The following is a 25851-nucleotide window of genomic DNA, read 5'->3' as shown; positions in this document are numbered from 1 at the left end:
AAGCCGAAGTCCCCGGCGGGCTTGAGGGCGTCGAAGATCGGCTGCACCCGCTCGACGTGCTCCGGCTCGCCGCCGACCATGAGGGCGTAGCCGTTCTCCAGGCCCCAGACGCCGCCGGAGACGCCGGCATCGACGAAGCCGATGCCCTTGTCGGCCAGCTCCCGGGCGTGCTTCTCGTCGTCCGTCCAGCGGGAGTTGCCGCCGTCGACGACGATGTCACCCGGCTCGAGGAGGCCGCCGAGCTCGTCGACCACGGACTGGGTGGCGGCGCCGGCCGGCACCATCACCCACACCACACGCGGCGCGTCGAGCTTGTCGACCAGTTCGGTGAGGCTGCCGACGTCGGCCAGGGCGGGGTCCCGGTCGTAGCCGACGACGGTGTGGCCGGCGCGGCGTATCCGCTCGCGCATGTTGCCGCCCATCTTGCCGAGGCCGACGAGTCCGAGTTGCATGTCAGGTGCTCCTTGTGTGTGTCGCAGGTGTGGCCGGTGGGCGGCGCCTGCCCGGGGGCCGGGCGGTGCCGCCGCGCGGGTTCACGGTCAGTGGGCCCGCAGGGTGCGGTACGCGTCGACCAGGGACGCCGTGGAGGGGTCGAGGCCGGGGACGTCGGCGTCACCGGTCAGGGCGGGCTCGACGCGCTTGGCGAGGACCTTGCCGAGTTCGACGCCCCACTGGTCGAAGGAGTCGATGTTCCACAGGGCGCCCTGGACGAACACCTTGTGCTCGTAGAGCGCGATCAGCTGGCCGAGGACCGAGGGGGTCAGCTCGGTCGCCAGGATGGTGGTGGTCGGGTGGTCGCCGCGGAAGGTCCGGTGCGGGACCTGCTCCTCCGGCACGCCCTCGGCGCGGACCTCGTCGGCCGTCTTGCCGAAGGCGAGTGCCTGACCCTGTGCGAACAGGTTGGCCATCAGCAGGTCGTGCTGGGCGGCGAGTTCCGGGGACAGTTCGCCGGCCGGGCGGGCGAAGCCGATGAGGTCCGCCGGGATGAGCTTGGTGCCCTGGTGGATCAGCTGGTAGTAGGCGTGCTGCCCGTTGGTGCCGGGCGTGCCCCACACGACGGGGCCTGTCTCCCACTCCACCGGCTGTCCCTCGCGGTCCACGGACTTGCCGTTGGACTCCATGTCCAGCTGCTGCAGATAGGCGGTGAACTTGGACAGGTAGTGGGAGTAGGGCAGGACGGCGTGCGACTGGGCGCCGAGGAAGGTGCCGTACCATACGCCGAGCAGTCCGAGGATCAGCGGGGCGTTGGACTCGGCGGGCGCGGTGCGGAAGTGCTCGTCGACGGTGCGGAACCCGTCGAGCATCTCGCGGAACCGCCGCGGGCCGATGGCGATCATCAGGGAGAGGCCGATCGCCGAGTCGTAGGAGTAACGGCCGCCCACCCAGTCCCAGAACTCGAACATGTTGTCCGGGTCGATGCCGAACTCCTCGACCTTGCCGGTGTTGGTCGACAGGGCGACGAAGTGCCGGGCGACGGCCTTCTCGTCCCCGCCGAGCCCGGCCAGCAGCCAACTGCGCGCCGATGTCGCGTTGGTGATGGTCTCGATGGTGGTGAAGGTCTTGGACGCGACGATGAACAGCGTCTCCGCGGGGTCGAGGCCCTGCAGCGCCTCGTGGAGGTCCGCGCCGTCGACGTTGGAGACGAAGCGGAACGTCAGCGAGCGGTCGGTGTAGGGCCGCAGCGCCTCGTAGGCCATGGCGGGGCCGAGGTCGGAGCCCCCGATGCCGATGTTGACGACGTTCCTGATCCGCTTGCCGGTGTGACCGGTCCACTCCCCGGAACGCACCCGGTCGGCGAAGGCGGACATCTGGTCGAGCACGGCGTGGACCCGCGGCACAACGTTCTCGCCGTCCACCTCGATGACGGCGTCCCGCGGCGCGCGCAGGGCGGTGTGGAGGACGGCCCTGCGCTCGGTCACGTTGATCTTCTCACCGCGGAGCATCGCGTCGCGCAGCTCGAACACGCCTGTCGCGGCGGCCAGTTCGCGCAGCAGACCGAGGGTCTCCTCCGTGACCAGGTGCTTGGAGTAGTCGATGCGCAGGTCGCCGACCTCCACCGTGTAGCGCCGTGCGCGGTCGGGGTCCGCGGCGAACAGCTCGCGCAGGTGCGGTCCCGGCCGGGTGGCGGCGCGGTGCTCCGCCAGGGCGGTCCACTGCGGGCGCCGATTCGGCTTGGGGGTGGTGTCAGGCATCGTTCTTCTCCTGGTTCTCGTGCTGGTGGGCGCCCTGCGGCGGCACGGGGGCGGCCTTCGCGGAGCGGGCCCCGGCGGAGCGTGTCTTGGCGGTGGGGGCCTTCGCGGGGACGGCCTTGCCGGCGGGGGCGTCCTTCGCCGGGGCGCCCTTGGACGCAGTGCCCTTCGCCGGGGCGCTCTTCGCCGGGGCGCTCTTCGACGCAGTGCTCTTCGCCGGGGCGCCCTTGGACGCAGTGCCCTTCGCCGGGGCGCTCTTCGACGCAGTGCCCTTCGCCGTCGCGGCCTTCGGGCGCGGCGCCCTGACCTGGGCCCGCAGGGCGGCGGCGTAGGCCTCGTCGGGATCGAGGCGGCGCAGCTCCTCCGCGATGAGTTCGGCGGTGCTGCGCACCTTCAGGGCGAGGAAGCGGGTGGGCTGTCCGGGGATGGTCAGCCGGGCCACGGCCCCCTCGGGTCGGTCGATGGTGATGTCGCCGTCCGCGGTGCGCAGCCGGACCGCGGTCACGACGGGTCCGTCGGTCACGACCCGCTCGACGGGCACGCGCAGCCGGTCGGCGAACCAGCGGGCGAGGAGTTCGGCGCTGGGGTTGTCGGCCTCGCTCTCCACGACCGCGGAGGTGACCCGGGCCCGGGCCTGGTCCAGCGCGGCGGCGAGCATGGAGCGCCACGGCGTGAGCCGGGTCCACGCGAGGTCGGTGTCGCCGGGCGTGTAGGCGCTGGCCCGGTCCGCCAGCCGCTCCAACGGACGGTCGAGGGCGTAGGCGTCGGTGATGCGGCGCTGGGCGAGCGCGCCCAGCGGGTCACGCGCCGGTACGTCGGGGGCGTCCGCGGGCCACCAGACGACGACCGGGGCGTCGGGCAGCAGCAGCGGCAGCACCACGGAGTCTGCGTGCTCGGCCACGTCGCCGAACAGGCGGAGCAGCACCGCCTCACCGGATCCGGCGTCCGAGCCGACGCGGACCTCGGCGTCGACGCGGGAGGAGACGGGCCGCCGGGTGGAGCGCGACGGCCGTCTGATGACGACCAGGGTGCGCGACGGGTGTTCGCGGGAGGCGTCGGAGGCGGCCTTGAGGGCGTCGTGGGCGTTCTCCTCGTCGGTCACGATGACCATGGTCAGGACCATGCCGACGGCTGGGGAGCCGATGGCGCGGCGGCCCTGCACCAGGGCCTTGTTGATGTGGCTTGCCGTGGTGTCGGTCAGGTCGATCCTCATGGCCTGCGCCAGCTCCGTCCGTCTCGTGCGAGCATCTCGTCGGCTTCCGCGGGGCCCCAACTGCCCGCGGTGTACTGCGCCGGCTTTCCGTGGGTCCCCCAGTACTCCTCGATCGGGTCGAGGATCTTCCAGGACTCCTCGACCTCCTGGTGGCGGGGGAAGAGGTTGGCGTCGCCGAGCAGCACGTCGAGGATGAGCCGCTCGTATGCCTCGGGGCTGGACTCGGTGAAGGACTCGCCGTAGGCGAAGTCCATCGTCACGTCGCGTATCTCCATCGAGGTGCCCGGCACCTTCGAGCCGAAGCGCACGGTGACGCCCTCGTCGGGCTGGACCCGGATGACGATCGCGTTCTGGCCGAGCTCCTGCGTGGCGTCCGAATCGAACGGGGAGTGCGGGGCGCGCTGGAAGACGACCGCGATCTCGGTGACGCGGCGGCCCAGGCGCTTGCCGGCCCGCAGGTAGAAGGGGACGCCCGCCCAGCGCCGATTGTCGATCTCCAGCTTGATCGCGGCGTAGGTGTCGGTCCCGGACCGGGGGTCGATGCCCTCCTCCTCCAGGTAGCCGAGCACCTCCTGGCCGCCCTGCCAGCCGTGCGCGTACTGGCCCCGCACGGTGTGCGCGCCCAGGTCGCCGGGGAGCCGTACCGCGCGCAGCACGTTCAGCTTCTCGGTGAGGAGGGACTCCGCGTCGAAGGCGGCGGGCTCCTCCATCGCGGTGAGCGCGAGGAGTTGCAGCAGGTGGTTCTGGATGACGTCGCGTGCGGCGCCGATGCCGTCGTAGTAGCCCGCGCGGCCGCCGATGCCGATGTCCTCGGCCATCGTGATCTGCACGTGGTCCACGTAGGAGCGGTTCCACAGCGGCTCGAACATCGTGTTGGCGAAGCGCAGCGCCAGGATGTTCTGGACCGTCTCCTTGCCCAGGTAGTGGTCGATCCGGAAGACCTGCTCAGGGGCGAACACCTCGTGGACGACCTGGTTGAGCTCCTGGGCGCTGGCCAGGTCGTGCCCGAAGGGCTTCTCGATGACCGCCCGCCGCCAGGATCCCTCGGGGGCGTCGGCGAGCCCGTGCTCCTTCAGCTGCCGCACCACCTTGGGGAAGAACTTCGGCGGCACGGAGAGATAGAAGGCGTAGTTGCCGCTGGTCCCCCGCGCGGAGTCCAACACGCCTATTGTTTCGGCCAGTTGTTTGAAAGCGACGTCGTCGTCGAAGTCGCCGGGCACAAAGCGCATGCCCTCGGCGAGCTGCTGCCACAGCTCCTCACGGAACGGTGTACGCGCGTACTCGCGCACCGAGTCGTGCACGACCTGCGCGAAGTCCTGGTCCGCCCAGTCGCGGCGGGCGAAGCCGACGAGCGAGAAGCCCGGCGGCAGCAGGCCGCGGTTGGCGAGGTCGTACACCGCCGGCATCAGCTTCTTGCGTGACAGGTCCCCCGTCACACCGAAGATCACCAGCCCGGACGGGCCCGCCACACGCGGCAGCCGCCGGTCGGACGGGTCGCGCAGGGGATTGGACCACGGGGTGCCGGGTCCGGTCGTGTCCTTGCTCATCGCGCGTCGGCTCCCTTGCCGTTCAGTACGGTTTCGACGGCCTGCAGCAACTCGTCCCAGGCCGCCTCGAACTTCGCGACGCCCTCGTCCTCCAGCTGCCGGACGACCTCGTCATAGCGGATGCCCAGCCGTTCCAGGGCGTTCAGGTCGGCGCGGGCCCCGTCGTGCCGGCCGGTGACGGTGTCGCCGCCGACACGGCCGTGGTCGGCGACGGCGTCGAGGGTCGCCTCGGGCAGGGTGGTGACCGTGCCGGGCGCGACGAGTTCCTCGACGTAGCGGGTGTCCCGGTAGGCGGGGTCCTTCACACCGGTGGACGCCCACAGGGGCCGCTGCCGGTGGGCTCCCGCCGCAGCCAGGCCGGCCCAGCGGTCGCCGCCGAAGAACTCGCGCTGCGCCTGGTACGCCAGCCGGGCGTTGGCGAGCGCGGCCCGGCCCTTCAGGGCCGACGCCTCGTCCGTGCCGAGCTCCGTCAGCCGCCGGTCGACCTCCGTGTCGACGCGGGAGACGAAGAAGGAGGCGACGGAGTGCACGGTGGACAGGTCGACCCCCGCCGCGCGTGCCTTCTCGAGACCGGCCGCGTAGGCCTCCATGACCTCGCGGTAGCGGTCCAGGGAGAAGATCAGCGTGACGTTCACGCTGATGCCGAGGCCGGTGACCTCGGTGATGGCGGGCAGGCCCGCCACGGTCGCCGGGATCTTGACCATCACGTTGGGGCGGTCGACCAGCCGGGCGAGCCGCACGGCCTCGGCCACGGTGGCCTCGGTGCGGTGGGCCAGGCGCGGGTCGACCTCGATCGACACCCGCCCGTCGCGGCCGCCGGTCGTCTCGTACACCGGGCGGAGGATGTCGGCCGCGGCGCGGACGTCCGCGGCGGTCATCGTGCGGACGGCCTCGTCGGCCGTGACGCCGCGGCCGGCCAGTTCGGCGAGCTGCTCCCGGTAGTCCTCCCCCGAGCCGATGGCCGCGCGGAAGATGGACGGATTGGTGGTGACGCCCACCACACGCCCCGATACGACGAGCCGTGCGAGGTCCCCGGAGTCGAGGCGTCTTCGCGACAGGTCGTCGAGCCAGACCGAGACCCCCTGGGCGGCCAGGCGCTGCAACGGTTCCGCGGTGGTCGCGGTGGTTACTTCGTTCACTGTGATCATCTTCTTTCTGCGCTGGCGTCAACCGTTGCGGACCGCAAAGGATTCCCCATGGCCGGAACAAATTTCCGCCGGGGGCGCAGGAGCCCGCCGGGCACGGCGTCCCCGGCGGCGAGGAGGTGACGATGTGACGCATCCCTCGTCTCGCGCGGTGCGGACAGGGCGCGGAACCACCGGCCGCGCGGTGCGCTCGCCGCACTCGACGGCGCGTCATGCGGGCCCGGGCCGCCCGGCGCCGACGAGTACGTCGTCCAGGTACTCGGCGTACTCAGCGTTCTCCGCGTGCTCCGCGTGCTCCGCCTCGAGGACGGTCCCGCCCGGACCGGCGGTCGCCCACAGCCTCAGGCGTGCGTCATGCAGCCAGTACGCCACGATGGAGGGTGAAACGTCCATGATGTCCGCTATCTCCTGCCATGCATATCCTTCAACCGCCGCGAGGTACACGGCGAACCGCTGCTCCTTCGGCAGCGCCAGGAGCGCGGCACGGACGTCCGGCTCGGGCAGCCCCACGAACGCGTCCAGCGCCGGCCCGCTCACCGCCCGCGGGACCCCGGACTCCGGCGGCAGGACGCACACCTCGGGGTGCGGACCGATGAACGCGCCGGCCAACAGGTCGTAGAGCCAGGCCTGGTGGTCGACGCCCTCGAGAAGCCGCGGGAACGCGGCGTAGGCCCGGGTGAAGACCTCCAGGACGAGCCGCTCCGACTCGGCCGGGTCGCCCGTGACGCTCGACGCGGCCCGGTACACGGCGTCCAGCCGGCTGAGCACATCGCGCTCGAAGCAGGCCTCGGAGGCGGCCGGACCGGCCTCGTCGCCGCCGGCGGAAAGGGCCGGGCCCTCGGAGGCGGACGGGACCTGGCCGTCGACGGCAGGAAGCGGCTGCGCGGCCCGGTCGCCCTTGCGGTGCCGGCCGCTCCCGAGGACCGTACCGCTCCCCCGCTGGCACGCCTCGCCCTCGGCGCGCCGGCCCCGATGCCTGCCGCCGCCGGGGCCGGACCCCGTGCGCCGGACTGCGGTGGACTGCGGGTTCGTCAGCGGCTGTGGCATGTGCGTCTCTTCTCGGGGATGGGCGTGCGGATCGTCATGGGTAGGAGCAGGTGCGCCGCACCGGCCGGTCCGGAACGACTTACTTGCTTCGCGCAGCAAATATATATCCTTCGCACAGCAAGTAAAGTGGCAGCCATGTCGGATGCCACCCCCCACCCGGAACCCACCCCGGAGCCTCCCCGTCCCCTCGGTGCGGACGAGGAGGACCTGATGCGCTCGCTCAGTCGCGTCATCTACGCCCTGCCGCGCGCGCTGGACGCCGACATGGCGCGCGAGCAGCAACTGCCCCTCATCGAGTACCAGGCGCTGATGCACCTCTCGGAGGCCCCGGACCGGAGACTGCGGATGAGCGATCTCGCCACCGCCTGCGCGATGTCGCTCAGCGGCATGACCGGCGTGACGCGCCGGCTGGAGGGGCAGGGGTTCGTGCGGCGGGTCAGGTGCGCCCGCGACGGCCGGGGGTGGAACGCCGTCCTCACCGAAGCGGGCCTTGCGCGCCTCGAGGAGGCCTGGCCGACCCACCTGGCCTCGTTGCGCCGTCACTTCCTGGACCACCTGACGGGCCTGGACCTGCGGGCGCTCAGCGCGGCGCTGCGCGGCATCGCCCTGTGACCCCGGACTTTCCCGAGGTCAGGGGCGTGCGCAGGGGTTCTCGAGCGCGCTGCCGCACGCCGACCTGATCTCGCGCCGCCGCATCCCGGACGTGCATACTCTGGCCCTGCGGGCGCGCCGGCACCCGCGACGATCGGGAGGTGCGCGATGGTGTCGTCGTCGGGAACGGAATCCCGGAGGGTCACGATCCATGACGTCGCCCGGTCCGCCGGTGTGTCCCGGCAGACCGTGTCCCGGGCACTCAACGACAAGGACGAGATCGACGGCGCGACCAAGCAGCGGGTCCTCGACACCGCCCGTGAATTGGGCTACCGGCCGAGCCGCTTCGCCCGCGGTCTGGTCCGGCAGGACACCACCACGATCGGCCTGGTCATCCCGGACCTGCTCAACCCGTTCTTCACGGAGGTCGCCGCCGCCGCGCTGGAGGCCGCCCGGCTTCGCGGCTGGCACGTCGTCGTCCACGACACCGCGGACCGGGCCGAGGAGGAGTTCGCCACCCTGCAGGTGATCGCCTCCCAAGTGGACGCGGTCGTCGGCTACTTCAGCTGCTCCGAGCACGATCTGGAGCGTTTCACCCGCGGACTGCCCGTGGTGCTCATCGGCCGCGACCACCACACGGCGCGCTTCAGCTCGATCCGCATCGACGGGGAGGACGGCGTCCGCGCCGCGGTCGCCCACCTCGCCGCCGCGGGCCACCGGCACATCGGCATGCTCGACCACGACGGCCGCGCCGAACCGAGCGTCCGGCGCGGCTGGTTCGCGGCGGCCGCCGCAGCCCACGGGATCGCGGCGAACCGGGTGGTCGGGGCCGCGCAGTCGGCGGACGGCGGCGGGTCCGCGCTCAGAAAGCTCCTCGGCGCGCATCCCGAGGTCACGGCGGTCTTCACCTTCAACGACATCATCGCGATCGGCGCCCTGCGCGAGGCGCGCCGGCTGGGCAGGAGCGTCCCCGGCGAGCTCGCCGTGGTGGGCTTCGACGGCCTGCAGTTGGGCACCCTCGTCGAACCCCCGCTCACCAGCGTCGCGCTGGACACGCGCCGCCTCGGGGCGCTCGCCATCGACCAGGTCGCGCGCCTGCTGACCGGGAGGGAACCGCTTCCCGCCGACGACCTCGTCGTCCGGGCCGAACTGCGGCTGCACGGCTCCGCCTGACCACTGCCGGCCCTCGACGGGCCGTGGAGTCTTGACACTTGAAGGGGCCGGAGCGCAGACTTCCGAGCACTTCCACCGACCCGTGAGCGTTCACGTGAACGTTCACGTGAACGCTCACGGGTCGGGGACAAGCGGTTCTGCCCCACCGTGTGACGGCGTTCGGTCCTCGCGCCGGCACCGTCGCCCCTGCCCCGCCCCTTTCCACCAGCACGTCCCGCCAGAGGTGTCAACGTCGACCCGGCCGGCGATCCCGCCGGCCGTCCTCCGGAACGGAAACCATGAGCAGCACAGTCACGCGCATCCGCCTCGCCGCCGTCGCCGCGGCAGCCAGCATCGCCGTACTCGCCGGATGCTCATCGCCGGCTCCTTCGGACAGCAGCGCAGCGGCGGAGTCCTGCGCGCCCGCGAAGGGCAAAGTCACCCTCCAGTACTGGAACACCGTTCCCGGCATGGACGAAGTCGTCGCGCTGTGGAACAAGAAGAACCCGGACATCCAGGTCGAGACGAAGAACATCTCCAACGACCAGTACGGCACCCTCGGCAACGCCCTCAAGGCGGGCAAGGCGCCGGACCTCGCCCAGGTCGGCTACGACGAACTGCCCAACCTCCGCAGCCAGGACGCCTTCACCGACGTCTCGGCCTGCGAGGGGGCCACCGACGCCAAGTCCGCGTTCGTGCCCTGGACCTGGTCGCAGGCGAGCTTCGGCGGCACGGGGGTGTTCGCCATCCCGCAGGACACCGGCCCGATGGCCCTGTACGTGCGCAGCGACATCTTCGAGAAGCACCACCTGGAGATCCCGAAGACCTGGGACGAGTACGCGGCCGAGGCGCGCAAGCTGCACGACGCGGACCCGGACCTCAGCATGACGTTCTTCGATCCGAACAACGCCGAGTGGTTCAACGGGCTCCTCTGGCAGAACAGCGCCGAGATGTACTCCTACTCCGGCGACAAGTGGCATGTGACCGTCGACTCCGAGCAGAGCCGGCAGGTCGCCGAGTACTGGCAGAAGCTGATCGACGCCAAGCTGGTGCGGACCGACCTCGCCCACGGCTCGACCCAGATGTACACGGCGTACCAGAAGGACCAGATCGCCACCTACGTCGGCGCCGCCTGGGGCTACAGCATGTTCCGCGACAATCTTCCCAAGCAGGCGGGCAAGTGGTCGATCGTGCCGATGCCGACCTGGGGTTCGAGCGCCGCGTCCGGTGACTGGGGCGGCTCGACCGTCGCCTTCATGAAGGGCGGCAAGCACCCGTACGAGGCGGTCAAGTTCAACACCTGGCTGAACACCGACCCGGAGGCCCTGGCACTGGAGAACAAGCTGGGCGGCCTGTACCCGGCGGCCACCGCGGGTCTGGCACTCCCCGCGCTCGCCCAGGGCGTGCCCTACTACAACAACCAGAAGATCTTCGACGTCTTCGCCGAGTCGTCCAGGAACATCGACACCGGCTTCACCTGGGGCCCGACGCAGAAGACGGTGAACCTCGCGCTCCAGGACGCGATGGCCAAGGCGGCCGCCGGTGACGGAACCGTCGCCGCCGCGCTGACAGCCGCCCAGGACGCGGCGCTGAAGTCCATGAAGGACCAGGCGATCCCGGCCGCCGCGGGCAAGTGACCGCCGCATGACCGATCTCGCGACCCGTGCGACGCGCGTGGTGGCGACCGCCGAGGGCAGCCGTCGCCGCAGAAGCGGCGGCGGCCCCCGGGCGGGCACCATCGCCGCGTTCGTGACCCCGTTCTTCCTGCCGTTCGTCCTCTTCTACCTGGTGCCGATCGGCTACGCGCTCTGGCAGAGCCTGCTGGTCGTGCGCCGCACCGGCGGCCAGTACGGCACGTCGTACACCACCTTCGGCGGCCTGGAGCAGTACACGCAGGTCTTCCAGAACACCGAGTTCTGGTCCAGCGTCGGACGCATCGGGCTGTTCGGCGTCGTCCAGGTGCCGGTGATGCTCTTCCTGGCGCTCGTCATGGCCCTGCTGCTCGACACCCCGCTGCTGAAGCTCAAGGCGTTCTTCCGCATCACGGCGTTCATGCCGTACGCCGTGCCGGGGGTCATCGCCGCGATCATGTGGTCGTACCTCTACTCGCCGCAGATCAGCCCGGTCGTCGACGCGCTCAAGGGCATCGGCCTGCAGCCCGACTTCCTCGGTCCGGGCGCCGTGCTGTGGTCGACGGCGAACGTGTCGACGTGGCTGTGGACCGGCTACAACATGCTGATCATGTTCTCGGCGCTGCAGTCGATCCCGCAGGAGCTCTACGAGGCGGCCAAGCTGGACGGCGCGAGCAACTGGGCCGTCGCCTGGCGGATCAAGGTGCCGATCATCGCGCCGTCGGTCGTCCTGACCACGGTGTTCTCCATCATCGGCACCCTGCAGCTGTACGCCGAGCCGGCGGTGCTGCGGCAGATCTCCTCGAACATCTCGAGCACCTTCACCCCGAACATGCTCGCGTACACGGTGGCCTCGGGGAACAACTACCAGCAGGCGGCGGCGGTCTCCGTGGTCATCGCCGTCATCACCTTCGTCCTGAGCTTCGGGTTCATGCGACTGACCTCGAGGAAGGCGGGGCTGTGAACGACCTGACCACGAACAGACGGTCCTCCGCCGGTGAGAGCCGGATCAGCCGGACCGCCGCGACGGCCCTGATGCTCCTGCTGGCGGTCTACTTCCTGCTGCCCGTCTACTTCCTGGTCGTGGCGGCGACCAAGCCGCAGGGGGACCTGGCCTCCACCAACGGCCTGGCGTTCTCGCACTTCGACCTGTTCGACAACCTCGGCACGCTCTTCACCCGCAGCGACGGCATCTTCGGGCGCTGGGCGCTCAACAGCGTGCTGTACGCGGTGCTGGGCGCGGCCGTCGGCACCCTGATCTCGGCGCTGTGCGGCTACGCGCTCGCCAAGTTCCGCTTCCGCGGCCGCGAGTTCCTCTTCTCCGTCATCCTCGGCGGGATCCTCGTGCCCACCACCGCGCTCGCGCTGCCGCTGTTCCTGCTGTTCTCGGCAACAGGGCTGGTCAACACCTACTTCGCGGTGTTCCTGCCCAGCATCGTCAGCCCGTTCGGGGTCTACCTGGCGCGGATCTTCGCCGCGTCCGCCGTCCCCCAGGAGATCCTGGAGTCGGCGCGGCTGGACGGGGCCGGGGAGTTCCGGACGTTCTTCTCGGTGGCGTTCAAACTGATGACACCCTCCTTGGTGACCATCTTCCTGTTCCAGTTCGTCGCCGTCTGGAACAACTTCTTCCTGCCGATGGTGATGCTCCAGAAGGAGTCGCTCTTCCCGATCACGCTGGGGCTGTACCAGTGGAACGGGCAGACCGCCCGCGCGCCGCTGCTGCAGGAGTCGGTGATCACCGGTTCACTGGTCTCCATCGTGCCCGTGATCGTCGTGTTCGTCCTCCTGCAGCGGTTCTGGCGCACCGGACTGGCCGCCGGCTCGCTGCGCTAGTTCCGCCCTTCTCCCCTCGCTCTTCCCCACCGCCGCCCACAGCACAGAAGGTCCCGTTCCCATGCGCCGTTCCGCCGTCTTCGTGCCCCACTTCCACTGGGACAGGGAATGGTACGAGCCCTTCCAGGTGTTCCGGCACCGGCTCGTCACCGCCCTCGACACCGTGCTGGAGACGGCGGAGGCGGACCCGGACTTCCGCTTCACCGCCGACGGGCAGATGGCCGCCGTCGAGGACTACCTGGAGATGCGGCCGGAGAACCGCGAGCGCGTCAAGGCCCTGGTCGCCGAGGGCAGGCTGGCGATCGGCCCCTGGCTGATCCTGCTCGACGAGTTCCTCTGCTCCGCCGAGACCATCGTCCGCAACCTGCAGATGGGGTGGGCGGCGGCGGCGGAACTGGGCGGCTCGATGCAGGTGGGCTACCTGCCCGACATGTTCGGCCACGTCGCGCAGATGCCGCAGATCCTGGCGCGCGCCGGCCTCGAGCACGCGGCGCTGTGGCGCGGGGTGCCCGGTTCCGTCGAGGGCCACGCCTTCCGCTGGCGCGCCCCCGACGGCTCCGAGGTGCGCACCGAGTTCCTCTTCGACGGCTACGACAACGGCCTCGACGTCCTGCTGGTCCCCGATCAGATCGGGCGCGCGCTCGACGAGTACGCGCAGATGACCGCCGGACGGTGGGGCGGCGACCCGGTGCTCGCGATGGCGGGAACCGACCACAACGCGCCGGACCCGCTGCTGGCGCAGTGGCTGCGGCAGGCCTCGGACGAGGACCGCGCCATCACCGTCGCGACGCTCGACGAGTACATCCGCAAACACGCGCGGGACGAGGTCCCGGCCGTCGTCACCGGCGAACTGCGCAGCCATGTGCGCGGCAACATCCTGCCGGGCGTGCTGTCGGTGCGGCGCGGACTGAAGCGCCGGATGGCCGTCGCCGAGCGGACCGTCGACCACGCCGAGCGCATGAACGCGCTGTGGTCGACGCGCGACGACTCGCCGTTCCTCTCGCTGGCCTGGCGCAAGATCATCGAGTCGAGCGCCCATGACTCGGTGGTCGGCTCCGGCACGGACGAGACGGCCGAGCAGGTGGAGGCGCGGCTCGCCGAGGCCGCGCACCTCGCGCGCGCCGTCCGCGACGCGGCGCTGTCCGAGCGTGCGGCCGCCGTGCCGAGCGACGGCCACCTGGTCGCCAACCCCCTGGCCGCACCCCGCACGGCGCTGGTCGAGGTCGACGTCATGGCGCCGCCCGAGGGGACCGTCCTGGTCGCGACCGCGGCCGACGGCTCCGAGCACCCCGTGCAGTTGGTCGCCCAGGCGCCGACCGTGCTCAGCGACGAGCGCATGGACGCCTCGCAGCTCGAGCGCGTGCTGCGCCGCATCCACCGCCGGGAGCTGTTCGGCCGGCAGATCGACCACTACGAGCTCGCCGCCGGTTCGCTCGTCTTCCACCTCGCCGAGGTGCCCTCCAGCGGGCCGTTCGACCTGCTGATCCTGCGGCGCGAGGTCGCCGCCGCGGCCGCCGCGCACCCCGGTGAGTGGCGGGTGCTGACGCTGGAGGAGGCACGGGCGACCGCGCTGGTGCCGGTGACCGTCCCCGCCTGCGGGCTCGCCGGCTTCACGGTGGCCCCGGCCGCGCGGACCGCCGCGCCGGGCACGGCGTTCGCCGCGGCGACGGCCACGGCCGCGTCGCTGTCGAACGGGCTGGTCGAGGTCGCCGTCGCCGCCGACGGCACCCTGGAGGTGACCGGGGTGGACGGCACCGTCCTGCGCGGGGTCGGCCGCCTCGTCGACGGCGGTGACCGCGGCGACAGCTACAACTACGGCCCCCCGGCGCACGATCTGCTCGTCTCCGATCCGACGGAGATCGCCGTCGAACTCGTCGAGAACGGCCCGCTGCGGTCGCGGGTGCGGATCACCCGGGTGTATGCCTGGCCCGCCGCCCTCTCCCCCGACCGCGACGTACGCGCCGAGCGGACCGTGCCCACGCCGGTGGAGACCCTGGTGGAGCTGCGGGCGGGCGAACCCTTCCTCCGCGTCACGACGTCGTTCCTGAACCAGGCCGCCGACCACCGGCTGCGCTTCCACGTCCCGCTCCCCCGCCCGGCGGCCGTCTCGGCGTCGGCCGGGCAGTTCGCCGTCACCGAGCGCGGTCTCACCGCGGAGGGCGGCTGGGGCGAGTACCCGATCCCGACGTTCCCCGCGAGCACCTTCGTCTCGGCCGGCGCTGCCACCGTGCTGCTGGACCACGCAACCGAGTACGAGCTCACTGAAGACGGCTCCGAACTCGCCGTCACCCTTCTGCGGGCGGTCGGTTCGATCAGCGTCAACATCCATCCTCTGCGCGACGAGCCGGCGGCGAGCGAGATCCCCGCGCCGGGGGCGCAGGACCTCGGGGTGCGCGTCGAGAACCGGTTCGCCATCCTGCCCTCGGCAAAGGGCTGGCAGGCCGCGGACGCCGTGGCCCTCGCCGAGGAGTTCCGCAACGACGTGCTGGCCACCCGCGGCACCGCGCCCGCCGGGGGGCAGCTGCCTCCCGACACGGCCGGCGTGCGGGTGGACGGTGCGGACGTCCTCGTCTCCAGCGTGCGCCGCGTGCCCGGCGACGGCCTCGGTGCCGGCACCGAGGTGCGGATGGTGGCGATGGCCGACGCGGGAGCCACGGCGCGCGTCCTCGGCGGCTTCACCCGGGTGACCACGGTCGACCTGCTCGGCCGGCCGCTGGACACCGTGCCCGCGCGGGACGGCGTCGAACTCGCCCTCGGCCCCTGGGAGATCCGGACGGTCGTGTTCCGCTAGCCGCGCTCGCGGCGGCCCGGGCAGCGGACCGCGACCGCGGACGCCCGGCCCGACCGCGCGCCCCCGTTCGCGGCCCCGGCCCCCGGCCCCCGGCCCCCGGAGCTCAACCGTGCCGGATGCCCTTTGTCACCAAGCACTACCAAGAAAGAGGCGTGACGCCTTGCCCTCCCAGCCCCCCCGGCTCACCCCGCCCTCCGCGTACGTATCGGACCCCGCCCCCGGGCACGGCGCGCTGCGCCCGGCGCGCTCGTGGCTGCACTCCGACGCCCCCTCCCGCTCGCTGGACGGGTCGTGGCGGTTCCGCCTCTCCCCCACCGCGACGGCGGCGGAGGACTTCGCGGCCGAGGAGTTCGACGACGCCGGCTGGGACGCCGTCCCCGTGCCCTCCCACTGGGTGCTGCAGAAGGACGGGGCGTACGGCCGGCCGGCCTACACCAACATCCAGTACCCCTTCCCCATCGACCCGCCCCACGTGCCGGACGAGAACCCGACCGGCGACTACCGCCGCCATGTCGAGCTGCCGGACGACTGGACGGCGGCCGAGCGGATCGTGCTGCGCTTCGACGGCGTCGAATCGCTCTTCAAGGTATGGGTGAACGGCGACGAGATCGGCGTCGCCGCGGGCAGCAGGCTCGCCCACGAGTTCGACGTGACCTCCTCCGTGCGGGCGGGTGACAACGTCATCGCCGTGCGCGTGCACCAGTGGTCGGCGGCGAGCTACCTCGAGGACCAGGATCAGTGGTGGCTGCCGGGCATCTTCCGCGACGTCACCCTGATCGCACGGCCGGCCGGAGGCATCGAGGACGTCTGGCTGCGCACCGGGTACACCGACGGACGCGGACGGATCGACCCCGAGGTCACCGCGGAGGCGGACGCCTTCCCGGTCACCCTCCGCATCCCCGAACTCGGCGTGGAGCGGGTCTGGCACTCCGCCGCCGAGGTGGCGCCGTTCGAGGTCGGCGGCGTGGTGCCCTGGTCGGCGGAGGTCCCGCGGCTGTACGAGGTCACCGTGGCCTCGGCGGCGGAGACCGTCACCATGCGGACGGGCTTCCGCACCGTCGAGATCCGCGGCGACCGGTTCCTGGTCAACGGCCGCCGCGTCGTCTTCCACGGCATGAACCGCCACGAGACGCACCCCGAGCGCGGACGGGTCTTCGACGAGGCACACGCCCGCGAGGACCTCGCCCTGATGAAGCGGTTCAACGTCAACGCGATCCGCACCAGCCACTACCCGCCGCACCCCCGGCTGCTCGACCTCGCGGACGAACTCGGGTTCTGGGTCGTGCTCGAGTGCGATCTGGAGACACACGGCTTCGACAAGACCGGCTGGGCCGGCAACCCCAGCGACGACCCGGCGTGGCGCGAGGCGTACCTGGACCGGATCCGGCGCACGGTCGAACGGGACAAGAACCACCCCAGCGTCGTGCTCTGGTCCCTGGGCAACGAGGCGGGGACGGGCGCGAACCTCGCCGCGATGGCGGCCTGGGTCCACGCGCGCGACGCGGAGCGCCCCGTGCACTACGAGGGCGATCACACCGGCGAGTACACGGACGTCTACTCACGCATGTACGCGTCGGTGCCGGAGACCGAGCAGATCGGCACGGACGGCTCGCGCGCCCCCCTGATGGGCTGCACCCCCGCGCAGGGCGCACGGCAGCGCACCAAGCCGTTCCTGCTGTGCGAGTACGCCCACGCGATGGGCAACGGGCCCGGCGCCCTCGACCAGTACGAGGCGCTGGTGCACCGGTACCCGCGGCTGCACGGCGGCTTCGTCTGGGAATGGCGCGACCACGGCATCCTGGCGACGGCTCCGGACGGCACGCCCTATTACGCCTACGGCGGCGACTTCGGGGAGGTCGTGCACGACGGCAACTTCGTCATGGACGGGATGGTGCTCAGCGACGGCGTGCCGACGCCCGGCCTCCACGAGTTCAAGGCGGTCGTCCAGCCGATCCGGTTCGCCTTCGACGACTCCGGCGACGGTGACGGTGACGGTGACGGCACTGTCGGCAGCGACAGCGACAGCGACACAGTGACGATCAGCAATCTGCGGCACTCCGCGGACACCTCCGACCTGCGCTTCCGCTGGCGCGTGGAGCACGACGGGACACCCGTGGATTCGGGGGACCTGGAGGTTCCCGTCGTCGCGGCGGGCGGGTCGGCGCGCGTGCCGCTGCCGCGGATCGCGGTGACGCCGGACGCGGAGACCTGGCTGACCGTGGAGGCGGTGCTGGCGACCGGCACCGCGTGGGCGGACGAGGGCCATGTCGTCGCGACCGCCCAGCTGGACCGTTCGGCGCGACGTTCCGTGCCCGCCGTACGGCCGCCGGCCGACTGGCGGCCGAGCGACGGGACGCTCACCCTCGGCATCGCCGAGTTCGCCGACGGACGACTGGTGCGTCTCGGCGGCCGCGCCGTGGCGGGCCCGCGGCTGGAACTCTTCCGTGCCCCGACCGACAACGACGAAGGCACCTCGGGGACGGCCGCGGAGAGCGACGCCCACGTTCCGGGGGTCTCCAACGCCGAGCTGTGGCGGCGCGACGGCCTGGACCGGCTGACCACGCGCCTGGTGTCCGTGGAGACGACGGCGGACGCCCTGCGGACCGTCACCAGCGTCTCCGCGGCGCACTCCGCGCTGTCGGTGACGATGGAGACGGTCTGGTCCCTGCGGGGCGAGGAGCTCGAACTGCGCGTGGAGATCGAGCCGTCGAGCGGCTGGACGACGGTGTGGCCGCGGATCGGCGTCCGCTTCGACCTGCCCGACGGCGGCGCGCCCGTCGACGGCGCCGAGTGGTTCGGCCTCGGCCCGCACGAGTCCTACCCCGACAGCCTCCGCGCGGCACGCACCGGCCGCTTCTCCGCGGGCGTCGACGACCTCCGCGTCGACTACGCCCGCCCCCAGGAGACCGGGCACCGCTCGCGCATGCGGTGGCTGGAGCTCACCAGCGGCGGCGCGGGTGTGCTGCGCCTCGTGGCCGTCCCGGACGCGCAGGGCCGCCTCCCCGGCTTCACGCTCAGCCGCCACACGCCGCAGCAGATCGCCCGGGCGGCGCACCCGTTCGAGTTGCCGGAGTCGGCGACTAGTCACCTCTTCGTCGACGCGGCCCAGCACGGCCTCGGCTCCCGGGCGTGCGGACCTGACGTGTGGCCCGAGTTCGCGCTGCGCCCGCAGGCCCGCACGATCAGGCTCCGCATCACGGCGGGCTGACGCGCGCCGGCGGAAGGCCGCGAAGCGCGGCCTTCCGCCAGGGCGGTGGCGTGCGTCGGGGCGGTGGCGTGCGTCAGGCGGCCGTGCGTCAGCAGCACGCCGCGGAGGCTCCACGCTCTTGGTGAACTCTGCGTCGGTGCTCTATGCGTTCAGGAAGCGCTCGACTTTCTGCCGCACGTCAGTGGGCAGGCCAGTCAACTTCGAGACAAGCCCGCGCAACTGTCGGCCGAGTTCGGGAAACTCGGCCCAGAGCGACGGGTCCCTGGTGAGGACTGCGGACAGCAGGTCGTCTTCGTACATGTGCCCTTCTGCCATCGGGTTCTCCCGCAGCACCTCCACTGCCAGTGGCAGGAGGTAGGGCAGGCCGATGTCCTGCCCGATCAACAAGCGCATGTCCTCGACGGTCAACTCGCCGATCGGCCGACGCCGCAAGGCGTGTGCGGTAGTGACCAGACGGGTGTCGTCGGCCGACGGAGTCGGCCAGCAGTCACGTTCGAGCTCTTCGAGGGATCGGTCACGATGCAAGGGACGCGTCACCCAGCGATCGTCCCACGACCAGATCTCTACCGCGGTCCGCGTCCTGGCGGGAGCTTGCCCTATCGAAGGTGTTGTCGGCGTGCCGCCTGGCCGATGTCAGCGACGGATGCGGCGCCAACTGCTGCGCACACCCGGCATGGCCACGCGCTCCAAGAGCGCGGGGCAGCCATGATCCGTGGAGCACTTCCGGGCCGCCGAACAGACGGGTTCCCGTGTCCGCCAGAAAGGCGTCGCCCACCGATCGGGCAACGCTTATGGTGCGGGGCCATGCACATCGACTTCCGCCGTACCCTCGACTCCGACGCCGATGCCCTGGTCCGTTTTCTCACCCGTGAGAGCTGGCCCTTCCACACGGTCAGCGCCGTGGACGCCGCGACGGCGCGCCGGTGGATCGACGAGGGACGCTTCGCCGACGAGGACAACAGGAGTTTCTGGGTCGTCGCCGACGAGGAGACCGTGGGTCTCCTCCGGCTCATGGAGCTGAGCGACGACACGCCTCTGTTCGATCTGCGGATCCGGGCTGAACACCGTGGGCGCGGCATAGGCATACGTGCCGCCCGGCACGGCGCGGAGGTGGTGGCACATCGGCTGGAGGCGCCGGTGATCCAGGGCGAGGCCGCCGGGGCGCCCCCGGCGCTCGAGGCCTTCGAGGTGCCGATCCGGGCGGCCCTTCCGCCGCTTCCCCCGGCCCCGCCCTGCCGGGTGGATCACGAGGTGGAGGACGGCGATGTGCTGGAGTTCGGCGGCGGGGCCGTGGTGCTCGCGGTGCCCGGGCACACCGTCGGGTCCATCGCGCTCCATCTGCCCGGGGCAAGGGCGCTGTTCACCGGGGACGCGGTCGCCAACGTCGGCCGGACCACGCTGGGCGTCTTCAACACGGACCGCAACCGGGCCGTCGAGTCGCTCCACCGGCTTGCCGAGCTGGAGGTCGGCACGGCGGTCTTCGGACACGGAGACCCGATCTCGCACGATGCGGCGGCCGCCCTGCGAGCAGCGGCCTCGGCAGCCTGACCGAGGTCGGCTTCCACGACCGGCCGGGCAGCCTGACGACCGCCCAGTCCGGGCTATGCCGCGGCCCGCCGGCGGCGAGGAGGCCGAGCCCCGTGGCGCGCCGCCCACCCCGCGGTTCCGCTCGCCAACAGCCCAGCGCCGGCCGCGCGACGAGGTCAGTGACGGTCCGCGTCGGAATCGTCACCTCAGGCTCCAGGAGCGCCGGGCTCACCCTCCTGCGCGAAGCGTGCAATATGCCCTATTTGGGTTAATACTGAACTAATGGATGTGATGTTTGAACCTTCGGTGTACCCGCCGCTCGCACTCGGCTTCTTCGGACTGGCGACCGGCTACCTGATCTGGGGCTCCCAGGAGCTGTTCGGCTGGCCCAGGAGGGACGAGCGGGTCGACCGGGCTATGGGAGTCTGGGGCGTCTGGCTGCCGGGCTTCTGCCAGTTCCTGGCGGGCGTCATCCTCTTCGTGGGCCTGACCTGGTTCGAGGTCTTCAAGGAGCCGCCGCTCTACATGGCCGCGCTGGCCTTCTCGGCGTACGGCATCCACTGGTTCGCCCTCGGCTGGGACCGCTACCGCGGGAACGACGCACGGGTCAACGCCGGTGTCGGTGTGGCCTACATGGTGCTGTCGGCCCTCGGCGCCACGGTGTTCTTCTCGGTCGACGACTGGCCTGTGGGACTCGTCTTCGTCGGCCTCTTCGCCGTCTACCTCGCCAAGTTCGTCATGTCGGTCGGCGTGCCCGCCGCCGAGCGCGTGATGGGGCTGTTCCGCCTCCTGACAGCGGCCTGGCTGCTGTACCTGACCTTCGCCGTGGTGGTCAACTTCACGCTCGGGTACCACTGGCCGACCTGACCCCACGGCCGCGCGGAGCCTCGGCGCCCGCCCTCCGCCGGAACCCGGCGCGCGGCTCCCACGCCATCCCGCGCGCCCACCTCCCGCACCTCCCGCGCAGCTTCCGGGCCGACGTCTTCGCGGCGCGCTCGCGCCCGAACCCTCCGCCAAGGAGGCGGGCCACACCGTGGAAGCTCTCGCCGCCGTACCGCCTTCGACGAGGAACCGCCGCCCGGCGGCCACGGGTTCGCGTCGCGGCCCGCAACCGGGCCGGCGCCAGGTCGCACACGTCGGCGAGGACGAGGATCGCCGGCCAGACAGGGGGCAGGCGCCCTGGGTGCCGCCCGCCCGCCGGCATCGGATGTCCCCGGAGAACCCCACCCGACAGGGAAGTTAGTGTAGCCTTACCTAAGTCCGCGCGGGGCGCTGGACGCACCGGCTGCTTACCGGAGGGGTCGCGGGGTGGGAACGAGGGTGCCCTCGGGGCGGGACGTCCTGTGGCGGACGGTCAGGGGCCGACGCGCGGACGTCGCGGTGGGCGCCGTGCTCGGCGCGGGCCACCAGTTCGGGGAGGCTCTCGTCCCCGTCGTCATCGGCGTCGTCATCGACCGGGCAGTCTCCGGCGGTGACGGGCGCGCCCTCGCCGGCTGGCTCGCCGTTCTGGCCGTCGTGTACGCGGGGCTCTCCTTCAGCTTCCGCTTCGGTGCCCGCGCCGGTGAGCGCGCCGCCGAGGAGGCGGCGCACGAGCTGCGGATCCGCCTCGTACGCCGGATACTCCACCCGGGCGGCGGCGCCGAACGCGGCCACCTGCCCGGTGAGCTGGCGAACATCGCCACCGAGGACGCCAAGCGGGTCGGCGCCGTCACCATGGCGGTCGTGACCGGGATCGCGGCCCTGACCGGGGTCCTGGTCAGCGCCGTGGCGCTGCTGCGCGTCTCCGTGCTGCTGGGCCTGGTCGTCCTGCTCGGCACGCCGCTGCTGCTCTGGCTCGGGCACCTGCTGAGCAAGCCCCTGGAGCGGCGCAGCGAGGCCGAGCAGGAGCGGGCCGCGCACGCCTCAGGCGTCGCCGCCGACCTGGTGGCCGGGCTGCGGGTGCTCAAGGGCATTGGCGCGCAGGCCGCCGCCGTCGAACGGTACCGGCGCACCAGCCGTGCCTCGCTGGGCGCCACGGTCCGGGCGGCGCGCGCCGAGGCGTGGCAGAGCGGGATGGTGCTCACCCTCACCGGTGTCTTCATCGCGGTGGTCGCGCTCATCGGGGGGCGGCTCGCCGCGGCGGGCGACATCACGCTGGGCCAGCTCGTCTCGGCGGTCGGCCTGGCGCTCTTCCTGCTGGGCCCGCTGGAGGTCTTCGCATGGGTGAACGCCGAGTTCGCCCAGGGGCGGGCCTCGGCGGCGCGCATAGCGGACGTGCTCGCCGCGGAGCCCGACGTCCCGCCCGGCGACGGCGGTCCGCCCGAGCCCGTGCTCGGCGGGCTGCGGCTGCGCGGCGTCACCCTCGGCCCGCTGCGTGAGGCCGACCTCGACGTACGCCCCGGCGAGCTGCTCGGTGTCGCCGGCACGGACCCGGCCGCCACGCAGGCGCTGCTCGCCTGTCTGGGCCGCACCGCGGACCCGGAGGCAGGGGTCGTCGAGCTGGACGGGGTGCCCATGACGGAACTCGACCCCGCGCGGCTGCGCACCGCCGTCCTCGTCGCGGCGCACGACGCCGACCTCTTCGAGGGCACCCTCGCCGACAACCTCGACACCGGCGCAGTCGGCGGCATCGATCGCGCCCTGGCCGCCGCCGGCGCGGACGAGATCGTCCGGGCCCTGCCGCGGGGCGACGCCACCGAGATCGCCGAGGGCGGCCGCTCGCTCTCCGGCGGCCAGCGCCAGCGCGTCGCACTGGCGCGCGCCCTCGTCGCCGACCGCCCGGTGCTGGTCCTCCACGACCCGACCACGGCGGTCGACGCCGTCACCGAGGCCCGGATCGCCGTCGGGCTGCGGGAGCACCGCCGCGGCCGCACCACGCTCCTGGTCACCAACAGCCCGGCCCTGCTCTCCGTCGCCGACCGGGTCGTCCTCATCGACGGCGGCCGGGTGGCAGCCGACGGCGCGCACGGCGACCTCGTGCACGGCGACACGACCTACCGGACGGCGGTCCTGGCATGACGACGGCACCGGAACCGGCGGCGCGCGAGCTGCTACCCACGGCGACGCCCGCTCGGACCTGGGCCGCGGTACGCGAACTGCTGCGCCCGCACCGGGCCCCGGCCGTCGGCGGGGCCCTGGTCATGGTGGTGGCGACCGCGGTGGGGCTGCTGACGCAGCCGCTGCTGGGACACATCGTGGACCTGGTGACGGACCGCCGACCGGTGGGTGCGCTGACCTTGCCTGCGGTGCTGCTGGTGCTGGTCGCGGTGGGGCAGGGCGTGGCCACCGCGTGCGGCATGTCGCTGGTGTCGCGGCTGGGTGAGACGGTGCTGTCCGAGCTGCGCGAGCGCTTCGTCGAGCGGGCGCTGTCGCTGCCGCTGGAGCGGCTTGAGCGGGCCGGTTCCGGCGACCTCAACTCCCGGGTGACGCGTGATGTGTCGCGCGTGGCGGAGGGGGTTCGGAACGCCCTCCCGGAGCTGGTGCGGTCCGGGCTGTCGATCGTCCTGACGCTGGCCGCCCTCGCGGTGCTGGACTGGCGCTTCCTGCCGGCGGCGCTGCTCGCGGTGCCGGTGCAGGCGCACACCGCGCGCTGGTACGTCCGCACCGCCGGCCCGCTGTACGCGAAGGAGCGCGTCGCCACCGGCGCCCAGCAGCAGCAGTTGCTCGCCACGATCGGCGGCGCGGCGACCGTGCGGGCCTACCGGGCCGAGGACGCGCACACCTCGCGGGTCACCGAACGCTCCCGCGCCGCCGTCGACCTGACGCTGCGCGGGGTGCGTCTGGTGCTGCGCTTCTACAGCCGGCTGCACGTGGCGGAGTACACCGGGCTGGCCGCCGTGCTGGTGACCGGTTTCCTGCTGGTGCGCGGCGGTTCCGCGTCGATCGGCACCGCCACGGCGGCGGCCCTGTACTTCCACAGTCTGTTCGGTCCGGTGAACACCGCGCTGGTACTGCTGGACGACGCGCAGTCCGCCACCGCCGCCCTCGCCCGGCTGATCGGCGTCGTCGACGTTGCGGCGCCCGCGGCCGGCGAAGGGGATGCGGCCCAGGGCGTCGCGGCCGCCCCGGCCGTCACCGTGGCGGGCGTCAGCCATGCCTACGTCCCGGGGCGGCCGGTGCTCCGCGAAGTCGACTTGGTGCTGCGGCCCAAGGAGAAGGTGGCCCTCGTCGGCGCCAGCGGCGCCGGCAAGACCACCCTCGCCAAGATCGTCGTGGGGGTCCACCGCCCGTCCTCGGGCCGGGTCGACGTCGGCGGCGTCGCACCGGCGGAGGCGGGGCGCACCGTCGCCCTCGTCACGCAGGAAGTGCACGTCTTCTCCGGCCCGCTCGCCGACGACCTGCGCCTGGCCCGTCCCGGTGCCACCGACGAGGAGGTGTGCGAGGCCCTGGAACGGGTGGGCGCGCTCGGCTGGGCACGGGCGCTGCCCGAGGGCCTGGACACCGTCGTCGGCCAGGGCGGGCACCGGCTGACCGCCGACCGTTCACAGCAACTCGCCCTTGCCCGGCTGGTGCTGGCCGACCCTCCCGTCGCCGTCCTCGACGAGGCGACGGCGGAGGCCGGGAGTTCCGGCGCCGGGCGGCTGGAGGAGGCCGCGCGGCGCGCGCTGGAGGGCCGTACGGCTCTGGTCGTCGCGCACCGGCTCAGCCAGGCCGCCGCCGCCGACCGGGTGGTGGTGATGGAGGAGGGCCGCATCGCCGAGAGCGGCACCCATGAGGAGCTGCGCGCCGCGGGCGGGCCGTACGCCGTCCTCTGGCATGCCTGGGCGGAGCACCGCAGCGGCGACCGGCCGTAGCCGGCCGCCGCACCCGAAGAGGCCCGATCGCCCCCGAACACATCGCCCCAGTCCCGTGCACGACGGCCCCGTCCGCACGACGACCCCGTCCGCAGACAAACGACCAGAAGGATCACCCGATGCCCCGCGCCCCCAGAGCCACCCGCTTCGCCGGACTGCTCGCCTCCGTACTGATGCTCCTCGGCGCGGTAGCCGCCTGCGGCTCCGCGGACTCGGCACCCGACGCCGCCGAGCCGGGCTCCGGCTCCACCAAGGCGGCGGCGAGCACCGCCTTCCCCGTGACGATCGCCCACAAGTACGGCAGCACCACCATCGAGGCCGAGCCCGAGCGCGTGGTCACCGTCGGCCTCACCGACCAGGACGCCGTTCTCGCGCTCGGCACCGTCCCGGTCGGCACGACCGAGTGGATCGGCGGTTACAAGGGCGCCGTCGGCCCCTGGGCCCAGGACAAGCTGGGCTCCGTCGCCGCGCCGACCGTCCTGAAGGACACCGGCACCGGGCCGCAGGTGGAGAAGATCGCCGCCCTCCGGCCCGACCTGATCCTGGCGCTGTACTCGGGCCTGACCAAGGCGCAGTACGACACTCTGTCGAAGTTCGCGCCGGTCGTGGCCCAGCCCAAGGAGTTCAGCGACTACGGCATCCCGTGGCAGCGGCTGACCGAGACCGTCGGCAAGGCGCTGGGCAAGCCCGAGGAGGCCGCGAAGCTCATCGAGGGCGTCGAGGCGAGGTTCGCCGAGGCCGAGAAGGCGCACCCGGAGTTCGCCGGCGCCACCGCGGTGATGGCCACCCCGTACGAGGGCACCTTCGTCTACGGCAGCCAGGACGCGCGTTCGCGGCTGCTGGCCGACCTCGGGCTGAAGCTCCCGGCCGACCTGGACACGGTGATCGGCGACCGGTTCGGCGCCAACATCAGCAAGGAGCGCACCGATCTGCTGGACCAGGACGTCGCGGTGTGGATCGTGCCCGACACCACCGAGGCCGTCGCCAAGCTGCACCGGGACAAGCTCTACGCCGACCTGAAGGTGGTGAAGGAGGGCCGCGAGGTCTTCGTCCAGGAGACCGGCGACTTCGGCAACGCGGTCTCGCTGTCCACCGTGCTGAGCATCCCCTACGTCCTGGACCGCCTCGTGCCGCAGCTGGCGGCGGCGGTGGACGGCGACCCGGCCACGAAGGTGACGCCGCCCGCTTCCTGAGCGAGTGGCAGG

Annotated in this window: 19 protein-coding genes; 12 read left to right on the top strand and 7 right to left on the bottom strand. The window is 72.3% G+C overall.

Annotated elements, in window-relative coordinates:
* From ACRWND_RS26560 to ACRWND_RS26535, 6 genes are all read right to left on the bottom strand, one after another.
* The coding region (locus ACRWND_RS26560) for an NAD(P)-binding domain-containing protein (RefSeq protein ID WP_431953686.1) at positions 1-452 on the bottom strand (452 nt) is incomplete at its 3' end.
* An 87-nt stretch (positions 453-539) separates the two neighbouring features.
* Complete coding sequence (gene pgi, locus ACRWND_RS26555) at positions 540-2192, bottom strand: glucose-6-phosphate isomerase (RefSeq protein WP_431953684.1); 1653 nt, start codon at positions 2190-2192, stop codon at positions 540-542.
* On the bottom strand, positions 2185-3402 hold the full coding sequence (opcA, locus tag ACRWND_RS26550; RefSeq protein WP_431953682.1) for a glucose-6-phosphate dehydrogenase assembly protein OpcA: 1218 nt from the start codon (positions 3400-3402) through the stop codon (positions 2185-2187). Before opcA ends, pgi begins: the two co-directional genes overlap by 8 nt.
* Positions 3399-4949: a glucose-6-phosphate dehydrogenase gene (zwf, locus tag ACRWND_RS26545; protein ID WP_431953680.1), complete on the bottom strand. Its 1551-nt coding sequence runs from the start codon at positions 4947-4949 to the stop codon at positions 3399-3401. The genes opcA and zwf overlap by 4 nt, the downstream gene beginning before the upstream one ends.
* Positions 4946-6097 (bottom strand): transaldolase, encoded by a 1152-nt coding sequence (gene tal, locus ACRWND_RS26540; protein WP_431953678.1) that lies wholly within the window; start codon positions 6095-6097, stop codon positions 4946-4948. Before tal ends, zwf begins: the two co-directional genes overlap by 4 nt.
* A 207-nt stretch (positions 6098-6304) precedes the next feature.
* Positions 6305-7141 carry a sigma factor-like helix-turn-helix DNA-binding protein gene (locus ACRWND_RS26535; RefSeq protein ID WP_431953676.1) on the bottom strand — a complete coding sequence of 279 codons (837 nt, stop codon included), beginning with the start codon at positions 7139-7141 and terminating at the stop codon, positions 6305-6307.
* A 135-nt stretch (positions 7142-7276) separates the two neighbouring features.
* Here ACRWND_RS26535 and ACRWND_RS26530 point away from each other — a divergent pair, with 135 nt between their 5' ends.
* The 7 genes from ACRWND_RS26530 to ACRWND_RS26500 all read left to right on the top strand — a co-directional run bounded on the left by ACRWND_RS26530 (position 7277) and on the right by ACRWND_RS26500 (position 18347).
* Positions 7277-7753, top strand: a complete 477-nt coding sequence (locus ACRWND_RS26530) for a MarR family winged helix-turn-helix transcriptional regulator (protein ID WP_431953674.1) — start codon at positions 7277-7279, stop codon at positions 7751-7753.
* Positions 7754-7900: 147 nt separating this feature from the next.
* Complete coding sequence (locus ACRWND_RS26525) at positions 7901-8905, top strand: LacI family DNA-binding transcriptional regulator (RefSeq protein WP_431953673.1); 1005 nt, start codon at positions 7901-7903, stop codon at positions 8903-8905.
* A gap of 278 nt (positions 8906-9183) precedes the next feature.
* Entirely contained in the window at positions 9184-10521 is a 1338-nt protein-coding gene (locus ACRWND_RS26520) for an ABC transporter substrate-binding protein (RefSeq protein WP_431953671.1), read from the top strand.
* Between the two features lie 7 nt (positions 10522-10528).
* Entirely contained in the window at positions 10529-11479 is a 951-nt protein-coding gene (locus ACRWND_RS26515) for a carbohydrate ABC transporter permease (RefSeq protein ID WP_431953669.1), read from the top strand.
* A 71-nt stretch (positions 11480-11550) separates the two neighbouring features.
* Complete coding sequence (locus ACRWND_RS26510; protein WP_431953688.1) at positions 11551-12348, top strand: carbohydrate ABC transporter permease; 798 nt, start codon at positions 11551-11553, stop codon at positions 12346-12348.
* A 61-nt stretch (positions 12349-12409) separates the two neighbouring features.
* Positions 12410-15139, top strand: a complete 2730-nt coding sequence (locus ACRWND_RS26505; protein WP_431953667.1) for an alpha-mannosidase — start codon at positions 12410-12412, stop codon at positions 15137-15139.
* A gap of 160 nt (positions 15140-15299) precedes the next feature.
* Complete coding sequence (locus ACRWND_RS26500) at positions 15300-18347, top strand: glycoside hydrolase family 2 TIM barrel-domain containing protein (protein WP_431953665.1); 3048 nt, start codon at positions 15300-15302, stop codon at positions 18345-18347.
* Between the two features lie 141 nt (positions 18348-18488).
* Here ACRWND_RS26500 and ACRWND_RS26495 read toward each other — a convergent pair whose 3' ends face one another.
* A complete protein-coding gene (locus ACRWND_RS26495; RefSeq protein WP_431953664.1) occupies positions 18489-18884 on the bottom strand; it encodes a contact-dependent growth inhibition system immunity protein in 396 nt (131 codons plus the stop codon).
* A gap of 267 nt (positions 18885-19151) precedes the next feature.
* Here ACRWND_RS26495 and ACRWND_RS26490 point away from each other — a divergent pair, with 267 nt between their 5' ends.
* The 5 genes from ACRWND_RS26490 (at position 19152) to ACRWND_RS26470 (ending at position 25839) form a co-directional block, all read left to right on the top strand.
* Positions 19152-19895 (top strand): GNAT family N-acetyltransferase, encoded by a 744-nt coding sequence (locus ACRWND_RS26490; protein ID WP_431953662.1) that lies wholly within the window; start codon positions 19152-19154, stop codon positions 19893-19895.
* Between the two features lie 261 nt (positions 19896-20156).
* Positions 20157-20741, top strand: coding sequence for a hypothetical protein (locus ACRWND_RS26485; RefSeq protein ID WP_431953660.1), 585 nt, complete (start codon positions 20157-20159; stop codon positions 20739-20741).
* A 441-nt stretch (positions 20742-21182) separates the two neighbouring features.
* The gene (locus ACRWND_RS26480; RefSeq protein ID WP_431953658.1) at positions 21183-22871 is read left to right on the top strand and encodes an ABC transporter ATP-binding protein; all 1689 of its coding nucleotides are present in this window, start codon (positions 21183-21185) and stop codon (positions 22869-22871) included.
* Positions 22868-24646 (top strand): ABC transporter ATP-binding protein, encoded by a 1779-nt coding sequence (locus ACRWND_RS26475; RefSeq protein WP_431953656.1) that lies wholly within the window; start codon positions 22868-22870, stop codon positions 24644-24646. The genes ACRWND_RS26480 and ACRWND_RS26475 overlap by 4 nt, the downstream gene beginning before the upstream one ends.
* Before the next feature lie 119 nt (positions 24647-24765).
* Positions 24766-25839: an iron-siderophore ABC transporter substrate-binding protein gene (locus tag ACRWND_RS26470; protein WP_431953654.1), complete on the top strand. Its 1074-nt coding sequence runs from the start codon at positions 24766-24768 to the stop codon at positions 25837-25839.
* Positions 25840-25851 lie beyond the last annotated feature (12 nt).

The sequence above is a fragment of the Actinacidiphila sp. bgisy167 genome, from assembly GCF_965342175.1.
Taxonomy (GTDB): Bacteria; Actinomycetota; Actinomycetes; order Streptomycetales; family Streptomycetaceae; genus Actinacidiphila.
This window is presented reverse-complemented; position numbering and strand designations above follow the sequence as displayed.

Bases quoted from the DNA above. Each gene is read 5' to 3' on its own strand.
- ACRWND_RS26485 (WP_431953660.1), top strand. From the start codon at position 20,157: ATGGATGTGATGTTTGAACCTTCGGTGTACCCGCCGCTCGCACTCGGC.
- ACRWND_RS26530 (WP_431953674.1), top strand. From the start codon at position 7,277: ATGTCGGATGCCACCCCCCACCCGGAACCCACCCCGGAGCCTCCCCGT.
- ACRWND_RS26515 (WP_431953669.1), top strand. From the start codon at position 10,529: ATGACCGATCTCGCGACCCGTGCGACGCGCGTGGTGGCGACCGCCGAG.
- ACRWND_RS26475 (WP_431953656.1), top strand. From the start codon at position 22,868: ATGACGACGGCACCGGAACCGGCGGCGCGCGAGCTGCTACCCACGGCG.
- tal (WP_431953678.1), bottom strand. From the start codon at position 6,097: ATGATCACAGTGAACGAAGTAACCACCGCGACCACCGCGGAACCGTTG.
- ACRWND_RS26520 (WP_431953671.1), top strand. From the start codon at position 9,184: ATGAGCAGCACAGTCACGCGCATCCGCCTCGCCGCCGTCGCCGCGGCA.
- opcA (WP_431953682.1), bottom strand. From the start codon at position 3,402: ATGAGGATCGACCTGACCGACACCACGGCAAGCCACATCAACAAGGCC.
- zwf (WP_431953680.1), bottom strand. From the start codon at position 4,949: ATGAGCAAGGACACGACCGGACCCGGCACCCCGTGGTCCAATCCCCTG.
- pgi (WP_431953684.1), bottom strand. From the start codon at position 2,192: ATGCCTGACACCACCCCCAAGCCGAATCGGCGCCCGCAGTGGACCGCC.
- ACRWND_RS26470 (WP_431953654.1), top strand. From the start codon at position 24,766: ATGCCCCGCGCCCCCAGAGCCACCCGCTTCGCCGGACTGCTCGCCTCC.
- ACRWND_RS26490 (WP_431953662.1), top strand. From the start codon at position 19,152: ATGCACATCGACTTCCGCCGTACCCTCGACTCCGACGCCGATGCCCTG.
- ACRWND_RS26525 (WP_431953673.1), top strand. From the start codon at position 7,901: ATGGTGTCGTCGTCGGGAACGGAATCCCGGAGGGTCACGATCCATGAC.
- ACRWND_RS26505 (WP_431953667.1), top strand. From the start codon at position 12,410: ATGCGCCGTTCCGCCGTCTTCGTGCCCCACTTCCACTGGGACAGGGAA.
- ACRWND_RS26535 (WP_431953676.1), bottom strand. From the start codon at position 7,141: ATGCCACAGCCGCTGACGAACCCGCAGTCCACCGCAGTCCGGCGCACG.
- ACRWND_RS26510 (WP_431953688.1), top strand. From the start codon at position 11,551: ATGCTCCTGCTGGCGGTCTACTTCCTGCTGCCCGTCTACTTCCTGGTC.